The sequence below is a fragment of the Clostridium sp. TJA038 genome (assembly GCF_058310255.1).
This window is the reverse complement of sequence record NZ_JBZEFA010000005.1, coordinates 137,666-149,141: the sequence shown is the minus strand read 5'-3', so window position 1 is coordinate 149,141 and position 11,476 is coordinate 137,666. Positions and strand designations below refer to the sequence as shown.

The following is an 11,476-nucleotide window of genomic DNA, read 5'->3' as shown; positions in this document are numbered from 1 at the left end:
CTTATAAAAGAATTGCTGGTTTATGTTAATATCTTCTGTTTAATTTTCAAAGACCATTTCTTTGTCGCCCTCAAGCGACTTTCTTAGTTTAACATCACTTTGAAACTTTGTCAATAACTTTTCAAAAAAAACTTTTAATTTATTTTGTTAAGTTGTTTCCGCATCTCTTAGCGACGAGATTTATCTTAACATCTTAACTACTAAAGTTTTCTAATAAATATCAACGTCAAAGTTATTTAAACTTTAAATACTTATATTATCTTAAATTTATTTTAAAATTCAACTATTGATACTCCAGGTTACGTTTTTTATATATTTAAAAGATATATTATTATTATTTCTTTTAAAGATTTAAATATGCACTAAAATAAAAAACCATATTTTATTTTAAAATTTATTTAAATCTTAAAATAAAATATGGTTTTATTTTTTTATTTTATCTTATTTACTATATCTTTAAATTTATTTCCTCTAATCTCAAAGTTCTTAAACATATCAAAACTTGCACAAGCTGGTGAAAGAGTTACAATATCTCCGTTATTAGAAATAGACTTAGCAATATCAACTACTTCTTCTAAATTTTCTCCAAAGTACACAGGAATATTTATTCCTTTTTCTTTTTCTAACTTATCAAAGGCTTCTTTTATTTTATTCTTTGTTTTTCCAAATAAAACTAAAGCTTTTATTTTATCATATCCTTCATAAGCTAAAGGTTCAAAAGGTATGTTTTTATCATAACCACCAGCTAAAAGTATTACTGGTTTTTCAAAAGCTTTTAAACCTGCTAAAGTTCTTGTAGGACTTGAAGCTATAGAATCATTATAATATCTAACGCCATTAACCTCTCTTATAAATTCACATCTATGATTTACTCCACTAAATGTTTCAGCTACAAATTTCATTGTACTTATGGATACTTCATCATATACTGCTAAAAATGCTGCTAGGTAATTTTCTACATTGTGCATGCCTTTTATTATTATATCTTCTTTTTTACATACTTCTTTTCCATGAACATATAATTTACCTTCTTTGTAATAAGCATCTTCTCCCTCTACTTTCTTTGAGCTAAACTTAAAAACCTTTCCTTTTGCTTCTTTATCTAGAACTTTGGTTATTTCATTTTCATCATTTATTACTAAGATATCATTTTCTTTTTGATATTTAAAAACATTTTTCTTAGCATCAATATATTCTTGCATATCTTTATGCATATCCAAATGATTTGGAGTTATATTAGTAACTACTGCTACATCAATTTCAACATCCATTGTCATAAGTTGAAAACTTGATAATTCTAAAACAACCTTATCATTTTCTGTTATTTCTTCAATATTTGAAAATAATGGAGTGCCTATGTTTCCTCCAGTCCAAGTTTTATATCCTTCTTTAGATAATAACTTAGATATTATTGTTGTAGTTGTTGTTTTACCATCACTACCAGTTACACCATACACTTTAGCTTTACAATATCTTACGAACTCTTCCATCTCTGAAGTAATATATGCACCTTGATTTTTGCATCTAACTAAAGCTTCGCTATCTATTCTCATAGATGGTGTTTTAAAAACAACCTCAAACCCAGTTAATCTATCTAAATAACCTTCTCCAAGTTCTAATTTTACTCCTAATTCTTCAAATTCCTTTGCAACTTCTCCTAAATCCTCAAAGGATTTCATATCAAAAGCAGTAACTTTAGCCCCTAACTTAACTAGGAATTTTATAAGAGGTATATTACTTACTCCAATACCTACAACTGCTACATTTTTTCCCTTTATAAATTCTTTAAACTCTTTAAAGTCTCTCTTCATTTTGTGGCCTCCAAAATTTTTACCAATTTTAATAATGGTTTTTTATAATTCTATCCCATTTCTTTCTAATTATAACACTATGAAAAACTCCATTCCATATTATTATAACTTATTCAAAAGCATTCTATTTTGTTATTTTATAAAAATATTCATGTTATAATAAATTATTAATCTATCTTTAATCATATTGTTTAAAATAAATTTGTAAATTATAATTATTAATTAATAATCATTTTAGGATAAATAAAGGTAATTTTTATATCTAAGAAATCCTTATATAAAAGATTTAGGTGGGAGGATTAATATGAATAATATAATAGAAAAAGCGAAAAAAACTCATAGTCTTTCAAGAGATGAAATAATATCCTTATTAAAAGATGATTCTATAAATAAAGAACTTTTTAAAGCTGCTGATGAAGTTAGAAAAGAATATCTTGGTGATGAAGTTCATTTAAGAGGACTTATAGAGTTTACAAATATATGTAAAAGAAATTGTATGTACTGTGGACTTAGAAGAGATAACAAAAATATCGAAAGATATAGACTATCCCATGAAGAAATCCTAGATTTCGCAAAAAAAGCTGTAAGTTATGGATATAAAACTTTAGTACTTCAAGGTGGAGAAGATGATTATTTTACTGTAGAACGTTTAGTTCCTATAATAAAAGACCTTAAAGCTTTAGGTGTTGCTTTAACTTTAAGCATAGGGGAAAGGTCTTTTGAGGATTATGAAGCTCTAAAAAAAGCTGGTGCAGATAGATTCCTTTTAAGAATAGAAACTACTGATAGAGAATTATATGAAAAATTAGACCCAGGAATGAGCCATGAAAATAGAATTCAATGTTTAAAAAATTTAAGGAAATTAGGTTTTGAAGTTGGAAGTGGGTGTCTTGTTGGACTTCCAGGACAAAAAATAGAATCTTTAGCAGATGATATTTTATTTTTTAAAGAACTTGATGTTGATATGAATGGAGTAGGTCCCTTTATTCCAAATGAAGATACTCCACTAAAAGATGCAGAAGGTGGACAATTTATCCTTGCTTTAAAGGTTATGTCTATAATTAGATTACTTTTACCTGATATAAATATCCCTGCTACTACAGCTATGGAAACTTTAAATAAACAAGGAAGAGTAATAGCACTTCAATGTGGTGCAAATGTAGTTATGCCAAATGTTACAGAAGGAGATTATAGAAAACTTTATGCTCTATATCCTGGTAAGATTTGTACTGGAGATACTCCTGCACATTGTAGAGGATGTATAACAGGTAAAATAAGAGGAATTGGTAGAATAGTTTCTGATGGCCCTGGATTTAGAGCTAATGGTTCTAAACCTAAAAGCAGATAACACCTAAATAGCATAAATAAATTTTTATTATTTTAGGATAACCTAGATATATCTAAGTTATCCTATTATTTTTATGTTATTAATTTTATATTTAATTACTTTTACAAAATTCATCTATAGCATATGCAACTTTTTTACTATTTGCAACAGCTTCAACTACAGTTTTAGGACCACTTACAACATCTCCTGAAGCAAATACTCCTTTAAGTGTTGTTATACCCTTTTCATCTGTTACCACTAATCCATATTTATCAGTAGAAATTTCTTTGCTTGTTGAAACTATATTATCTCTTGGTGCTTGGCTTATTGCAACTATTATTGAGTCGCACTTAAATACATCTTCGCTTCCTTCTAAAGTTTTAAAAGATACTCTTCCATCTTTAGATATTACTCTTTCTGTTTTTATGTACTTTACTCCATCTTCATAAATTTCTAATGGAGCTTTATATAATTCAAATTTAACACCATCTTCTTTAGCCTCTTCTATTTCAACTTTAGTAGCTGGCATATCTTCAAAACTCTTTCTATAAAGAATATATGTATCTGCACCATTTCTTTTTGCAGTTCTTGCAGCATCCATTGCTACATTTCCAGCACCTATTACAACTACTCTTTCTCCAAGATTATAGGATTTTGGTGCTTTTAAGTAATCTATAGCATAATGAACATTTCCTAATGTTTCTCCTTTAACATTTAAAGTTTTAGGATTCCAAACTCCTGTAGCTATAAATATGGCTTTGTACCCATCACTTTTTAACATATCTAAAGTTATTACTTTACCTATTAAAGTATTAGGTCTTATTTTTACATTTAACTTAATAAGTGCTTCTTCATACTTATCTATTATCTCTCTAGAAAGTCTAAACTCTGGTATTCCGTATCTTAATACCCCACCAATTTTATCATTTTCATCAAATATTGTTACCTGATATCCCTTTTTAGCTAGTATAAAGGCTGCTGTTATCCCTGCTGGACCTCCACCTATTATTGCAATCTTATCTTCTAGAATAGTATCTTGAGTAAGATTTATATCCTCTAGAAATTCCTCTGATATTTCTTTTTCTATTTCACTAAAGTTTACAGGTCTATCCTTTATTCCCTTTATGCAATTTCCTTTGCATTGATTCTCATGAGGACATACTATAGAACAAACCACAGATAAAGGATTGTTCTCAAATAAAATTTCCCCAGCTTCTTTTATTCTATCCTCTTTAAATAATTCTATTATCTCTGGAATAGGTGTGTTTATAGGGCAATTTGCCTTACATCTTGGATTTTTACACATTAAACATCTTGAAGCTTCTTCTTTCAAACTTTGCTCATTTACCATCATTTTTAATTAACCCCCTGATTTCTTAACAAGCTATAAATTTTATTCATTGTTTCATAATATGATATATTATTAAAATAATTTAGTAAAGTAGTTTATTTAAAAATCAAATATTTTCCTATAGGCATACATTTAGCATTAGCTCCATGTCCTAATTCCTCAGTTTTTAATATTGGAATATTAATCTCACCTATAACTCTTTTTAATATATTAAAAATATCTGGTTTTAAATTATCCTTTTCCATTTCTGTAAATTCCCCTAAAATTAATCCTTTTATCTCTTTAAATACACCTAAATTTTTATATTGTGTAAGATAAGTTACCATCTTAGCTGAATTTCCACTAAAACTTTCTAAAAATAATATTTTATCTTTAAAATTTGGCATATATTCTGTACCTGCTAATTTTAATAGACATCTTATATTTCCTCCAACAACTTCTCCTTCAAGGTAACTTCCATTTATCCATCTATAATTTATATTGAATATATCATTTTTACCTTCTATAAAAGAGGATTTAAAATCACCTAACTGCTCCTTAGCACAATTTCCTATTAAATTTCTTAATTGATAATTGTAAGTAGGTATAGAAGTCTTTTTATATATAGCATTAAGTAATACTGTTAAATCACTATATCCAAAGAAAGGTTTAGGATTTTCTTTTATTAATTCAAAATTTAGAAATTCTAAAACTTCATTAGCTAAATCGCCTCCTGAAATATCAAAAATCATTTTTATATCTTTATTTAAAAAAAGCTTTTCTAAGGCTCTAGCTTTTTCTTCTCCTGTTCCACTAAAAAGGTTATATTCCTTTGCATATAATGTATCAGCTTCTAAAGTATTGATTCCTAATAACTTTAAGTTATCCTTTAAAGCATCTATAACAAATTTATTTCTTAAACTAATTCCATTTGAACAACTTATTATACCTATTTTATCTCCTTCATTTAAAATAACCATATTTTAATACCTCCTAAAAATAATTATAATAATACCACTTGTTTTTATAAATTTACCCACCTTAAAATATTATACAATTAAATTTAACTTATTTATAAAAAATTAGTAAGGTTCTAAATTAAATAAAAAAGCTTATAAATATTTTAAAATATTTATAAGCTTTACTTTTAATTAAAACTCTAAGCTTTTTTCAATTATAGCTTTAACATCTTCAATTTTAACTCTCTGTTGTTCCATATTATCTCTATCTCTTACAGTTACACATCCATCCTCTAAAGTATCGAAATCAACTGTTATACAGAAAGGAGTACCAATTTCATCTTGTCTTCTATATCTCTTACCAATACTTCCTGTTTCATCATAATCAACATTAAAGTGTTTGCTAAGTTCAGCGTATACTTCATCAGCTTTTTCTGATAATTTTTTAGAAAGTGGTAATATAGCAGCTTTAAATGGTGCTAAAGCTGGGTGTAAGTGCATAACTGTTCTTACATCTACTTTTCCATTAGCTCCTTCTAACTCTTCTTCATCATAAGCTTCAACTAAGAATGCTAAAGCAACTCTATCAGCTCCTAATGATGGTTCTATAACATATGGTACATATTTTTCATTTGTTGTTGGGTCTAAGTAACTCATATCTTGTCCTGAGTGCTCAGCATGTTTCTTTAAGTCATAGTCTGTTCTATCAGCTATTCCCCAAAGTTCTCCCCAACCAAATGGGAATAAATATTCTATATCTGAAGTAGCATTTGAGTAGAAGCTTAATTCTTCTTCTCCATGGTCTCTCATTCTTATATTATTTTCATTCATTCCTAAGTTTAATAAGAAGTTCCAACAACTATCTTTCCAGTAATTAAACCATTCTAAGTCAGTTCCTGGTTTACAGAAAAATTCAAGCTCCATTTGTTCAAACTCTCTAGTTCTGAAAGTGAAGTTACCTGGAGTTATTTCATTTCTGAAAGATTTACCAATTTGAGCTATACCAAATGGTATTTTCTTTCTTGTAGTTCTTTGAACTGATTTAAAGTTTACGAATATACCTTGAGCAGTTTCTGGTCTTAAATATACTTCGTTTTTACTATCTTCAGTTATTCCTTGGAAAGTTTTAAACATTAAATTAAACTTTCTTATGTCTGTATAATTTAATTTTCCACACTTTGGACAAACTATGTTGTTTTTAACTATGTAGTCCATTAATTCTTCATTGCTCCATCCATCAGCTGTAGCAACTTCTGCTCCGTTTGCAGTCATATGGTCTTCAACTAATTTATCAGCTCTAAATCTAGCTTTACATTCTTTACAATCCATTAAAGGATCTGAAAATCCTCCAACATGACCTGATGCAACCCAAACTTCTCTATTCATTAAGATAGCTGAATCTAATCCAACATTATATTTACTCTCTTGAACAAACTTTTTCCACCAAGCTTTTTTTACGTTATTCTTAAATTCAACTCCTAATGGGCCGTAATCCCATGAGTTTGCAAGTCCACCGTATATTTCTGAGCCTGGGAATATAAATCCTCTATTTTTACATAAGGCTACTATTTTATCCATAGTTTTTTCTACTGCCATATTACAATTACCTCCATCTAAATTAAATAAATTATTTTATATTAATTCTTCACTTTATAAAGAACTTTAAACTTCCTTGAAAAATATTTCTAACAGCTTTTATTAACTGCTAGAAATACTTATTCTAGATTAACAGCCTAAGGGCTTTATATAAATAAAAAAAGCCATTACATTCAAAGGGACGAAATAAAATTCCGCGGTTCCACCCTTTTTAGCAAAAGCTCATCTCTCACAATAATTGTACTCAAAAGCTCCCTTCATTTTAAATCTTTAATAACTTACACCAACCGCTATCTCTCTAAAAAAGATTTTAAAACTACTCTTCTTTATCATAGTACTTATTTAGTTATATTCTTAATTTTATCAAAACTAAATTATATGTCAATAAAAAAAGAATTTATAAGCATATAAATTTATATGTTTATAAATTCTTTCTAAGCTAATTTTGAGCAAAAAAAATGGCTCCTCGGAGAGGACTCGAACCTCCAACCTATCGGTTAACAGCCGAGTGCTCCACCATTGAGCTACCGAGGAACATTTACAAATTTATTATACCATATTTGAAATAAAATACAATAGTTTTTTCATAAAATTTTATAAAAAAGTCTAATTTTTTAAATTAACTTCTAAGTATAAAAAAATATATTTTAATATAATTTTCTTTATAAAAATATAGGACACTTTCAATCTTTAATTATCAATTGAAAGTGTCCTTATTTAAAAATTATTTTTGAATACTAGTATAATTTTGCTCCTGCAGGAATTCTATCATCAACCATAAGAAGGTTAAGTCCTTCACGACCATCTTCTTCATGTACTGCTGAAATTAACATACCTTCTGAAGCTATACCAATCATTTTTCTTGGTGGTAAGTTTACAATAGCAATTGCTGTTTTACCAACAAGTTCTTCTGGTTCATAATACTCATGAATACCACTTAAAATAACACGGTCTTTACGTTCTCCATCATCTAATGTAAACTTTAAAAGCTTTTTAGATTTAGGAACTGCTTCACAAGCAAGAATTTTAACTGCACGATAATCAGATTTAGCAAATGTTTCAAAATCAATCATATCTTTAAAGATAGGCTCTATTTTTACATTTGAAAAATCTACTTTTTCTTTTTCTACTGGAGTAGAGGAAACAACTTTTTCTTCATTTTTAACTTCAATTTTTGAAGAACCTTGTGGTTTCATTGTTGGGAATAAAATTACGTCTCTTATTGATGAAGAGTTAGTTAAGAACATTATCATTCTGTCTATTCCAATTCCTAATCCACCAGTTGGAGGCATACCAGTTTCTAAAGCACTCATGAATTCTTCATCTAACATGTATGCTTCATCATCACCGTATTCTCTTTCTCTAGCTTGTTGTTCAAATCTTTCTCTTTGAACTATTGGGTCGTTAAGCTCTGAGTATGAGTTACACACTTCTCTACCATATACAAATCCTTCAAATCTCTCAGTAAACATTTCATTTCCTCTTTTTTTCTTAGTAAGAGGTGATATCTCTACTGGATAATCTGTTAAGAAAGTAGGTTGTATTAACTTATCTTCTCCATACTCTTCAAATAACATATTTAAAACTTCACCTTTAGTAACTTTATCTAATGGTTTAGGGAATTCTAAATTCTTTTCTTTAGCTATTTCTCTAGCTTCCTCATCACTCTTTATTTCATTGAAGTCTATACCTGCAAATTCTTTAACAGCATCTACCATAGTTAATCTTCTCCATGGTGGTGTAAAGTCTATTTCAGTTCCTTCATACATAACTTTTGTTGAACCATTTACTTTTTCACATACATATGCAATCATATTTTCCATGATTTCCATCATATCATTATAATCTGCATAAGCTTCATATAGTTCTATAGCAGTAAATTCAGGGTTGTGTCTTACAGAAACACCTTCGTTTCTAAAGTTTTTACCCATTTCATAAACTTTTTCAAATCCTGCAACTATTAATCTTTTTAAGTATAATTCTGTTGCTATTCTTAAATACATATCTATATCTAAAGCATTGTGATGAGTTATGAAAGGTCTAGCAGCAGCACCACCAGCTATTGGTGAAAGAATTGGTGTATCTACTTCTAAAAATCCTCTATTATCTAAGAATTCTCTTATAGCTTTTATTATTTGTGATCTTTTAATAAAAGTATCCTTAACTTCTGGATTTGTTATTATGTCTACTTCTCTTTGTCTGTATCTTAAATCTGGGTCTTTTAAACCATGCCACTTTTCTGGTAATGGTTTTAATGACTTACATATTAATTCAAAAGAAGTTACCTTAATAGAAACCTCTCCCATTTTTGTTTTAAATACTTCACCTGTTGCAGCAACCCAGTCTCCTAAGTCAAAAGATTTAAATTCCTTTAAAGCTTCTTCTCCAACATTATCAATTTTAATGAACAATTGAATTTTTCCTGGTAAATCTGCTAAATCAGCAAATACAACTTTACCTTGACCTCTTTTTGACATAAGTCTTCCAGCAACTTTTACTTCTTTGCCTTCTAACTCTTCAAAATTGTTTTTTACATCAGCAGAAGAATGTGTTCTTTCTACCTTGTATACATCAAATGGGTCCTTACCAGCTTCCTGTAAATCTGAAAGCTTTTGTCTTCTTAACATTTCTTGTTCACTTAATTGATCTTCGGCTTCGTGAATATTTATTTCCTCATTTGACATTTAAAAATCCCTCCATCTATAAATTATCTATCTTCTTATTCCAAGAATTTCGAACTTAGTAGTTCCTCCTGGTACTTCTATCTCTACAACATCTCCAACTTTTTTACCCATTAATCCTGAACCAACTGGTGATTCATTTGATATTTTATAGTTCATTGGATCTGCTTCTGCTGAACCAACTATTGAATACTCAACTTCTTCATCAAAATCAAAGTCCATAACCTTAACTATTGATCCAACTGTAACTATATCTGTTGATATTTCAGATTCATCAACAACAACAGCATTTTTAAGCATGTTTTCTAATTGAATTATTCTACCTTCAGTGAAAGCTTGCTCATTTTTAGCCTCATCATATTCTGAATTTTCACTTAAATCTCCGTATCCTAAAGCAACTTTTATCTTTTCAGTTATTTCTTTTCTTTTTACTGTTTTAAGATATTCTAATTCATCTTCTAACTTTTTAACACCTTCATAAGTCATGATATGTTTTTTTTCGCTCATTTTCTTTCTCCCCTTTGAACATATTATTATAATATCATATTTAAACTTAACCTGTTAATATACAATTCATAAAAACTTTAAGATTATTAAGCCTAATTATTCAAATTATTATAATTCTTAAAGATTATTATGTCAAACCATATATTAAATAAGATATATTCCACTAAATAAAAAAGCATTATTTAGCTTTCATTCTCACCTTTATTTGTATAAATTAAACATTTAACCTTTAACTAATGATTTATTATATCCACCTATATACCCATTTATGATAGATATTATAAATTATTTTTCATTAAATATTCTTTATACTCTTTAAGTATATCCATTATTTTTTCTGGATTTGCTTCTAAATTTAATTTATTCTTAATTTCAGTACAGTTATTTAGTCCTTTTATATACCAAGCTGCATGTTTTCTCATTTCTCTTACAGCTTTATACTCTCCATCATATTTAAGAGCTAAATTATAATGTCTTATACACATATCTATTTTCTCCTCAGGAGTTGGAATATAAACTTCTTCACCATTTAACTTCTGAACTATTTGCTTAAAAATCCAAGGATTTCCCATACTTCCCCTAGCAACCATAATTCCATCACAATTGCTTTGTTTTGTAAGGTTTAGAGCATCCTCTGCTGTAAATACATCTCCATTCCCTATAACAGGAATATTTACGGCTTCTTTAACCTGTCTTATTATATCCCAATTAGCCTTACCTTCATACATTTGAGCTCTAGTTCTTCCATGAACAGCAATAGCATCTACTCCTGCTTCTTCCATAACTTTAGCAAACTCAACAGCATTTATGTGTTCATCATCAAAACCCATTCTAAATTTAACAGTTACAGGTTTTGTTGCAACTTTTTTAATACTGCTCATAATTTCATAAGCTAATTTAGGTTCTTTCATTAAAGCTGAGCCTTCACCATTTTTAACTATCTTAGGTGCAGGACATCCCATGTTAACATCTATTATACATATATCATCATTTGTATTAAAATGTTTCTCAGTGACATAAGCCATTATCTTAGGATCATTTCCAAACATCTGACAAGATACAGGTTTCTCTTCATCTGAAATTCTCATCAATTCTTTTGTATTCTCACTTCCATAGTATAATGCCTTTGCACTAACCATTTCAGTGCAAACAATTCCAGCCCCCATTTCTTTGCATAATCCTCTAAAGGATATGTCTGTAACCCCTGCCATAGGTGCTAAAAAAACATTATTGTCTAAAACTATGTTTGATATTTTCATTACTTT

Annotated in this window: 8 protein-coding genes, 1 tRNA gene and 1 other annotated feature; of the genes, 1 reads left to right on the top strand and 8 read right to left on the bottom strand. The window is 28.5% G+C overall.

The annotated features are described in order from the left end of the window. Positions 1 to 431: 431 nt before the first annotated feature. A complete protein-coding gene (gene murD / locus AC4FQV_RS09715) occupies positions 432 to 1,811 on the bottom strand; it encodes a UDP-N-acetylmuramoyl-L-alanine--D-glutamate ligase (RefSeq protein WP_491139950.1) in 1,380 nt (459 codons plus the stop codon). A gap of 304 nt (positions 1,812 to 2,115) precedes the next feature. Here murD and hydE point away from each other — a divergent pair, with 304 nt between their 5' ends. After that, positions 2,116 to 3,159 (top strand): [FeFe] hydrogenase H-cluster radical SAM maturase HydE, encoded by a 1,044-nt coding sequence (hydE, locus tag AC4FQV_RS09710; RefSeq protein ID WP_491139952.1) that lies wholly within the window; start codon positions 2,116 to 2,118, stop codon positions 3,157 to 3,159. A gap of 91 nt (positions 3,160 to 3,250) precedes the next feature. On the opposite strand, the gene AC4FQV_RS09705 is transcribed toward hydE, so the two are convergent. The 7 genes from AC4FQV_RS09705 to dusB all read right to left on the bottom strand — a co-directional run bounded on the left by AC4FQV_RS09705 (position 3,251) and on the right by dusB (position 11,470). Further along, positions 3,251 to 4,492 (bottom strand): NAD(P)-dependent oxidoreductase, encoded by a 1,242-nt coding sequence (locus tag AC4FQV_RS09705; protein WP_491139953.1) that lies wholly within the window; start codon positions 4,490 to 4,492, stop codon positions 3,251 to 3,253. Positions 4,493 to 4,584: 92 nt separating this feature from the next. Further along, on the bottom strand, positions 4,585 to 5,448 hold the full coding sequence (locus AC4FQV_RS09700; protein WP_491165405.1) for a S66 family peptidase: 864 nt from the start codon (positions 5,446 to 5,448) through the stop codon (positions 4,585 to 4,587). A 171-nt stretch (positions 5,449 to 5,619) separates the two neighbouring features. Next, positions 5,620 to 7,023: a glycine--tRNA ligase gene (locus AC4FQV_RS09695; RefSeq protein WP_491165404.1), complete on the bottom strand. Its 1,404-nt coding sequence runs from the start codon at positions 7,021 to 7,023 to the stop codon at positions 5,620 to 5,622. A gap of 174 nt (positions 7,024 to 7,197) precedes the next feature. Further along, positions 7,198 to 7,365, bottom strand: a binding site (T-box leader). A gap of 117 nt (positions 7,366 to 7,482) precedes the next feature. Then, positions 7,483 to 7,557 (bottom strand) — tRNA-Asn (locus tag AC4FQV_RS09690). A 203-nt stretch (positions 7,558 to 7,760) separates the two neighbouring features. Next, positions 7,761 to 9,707 (bottom strand): lysine--tRNA ligase, encoded by a 1,947-nt coding sequence (lysS, locus tag AC4FQV_RS09685; RefSeq protein ID WP_491165403.1) that lies wholly within the window; start codon positions 9,705 to 9,707, stop codon positions 7,761 to 7,763. Positions 9,708 to 9,734: 27 nt separating this feature from the next. Further along, positions 9,735 to 10,211, bottom strand: coding sequence for a transcription elongation factor GreA (gene greA / locus AC4FQV_RS09680; protein WP_491165402.1), 477 nt, complete (start codon positions 10,209 to 10,211; stop codon positions 9,735 to 9,737). A 278-nt stretch (positions 10,212 to 10,489) separates the two neighbouring features. Then, entirely contained in the window at positions 10,490 to 11,470 is a 981-nt protein-coding gene (gene dusB, locus AC4FQV_RS09675; RefSeq protein WP_491139959.1) for a tRNA dihydrouridine synthase DusB, read from the bottom strand. Positions 11,471 to 11,476 lie beyond the last annotated feature (6 nt).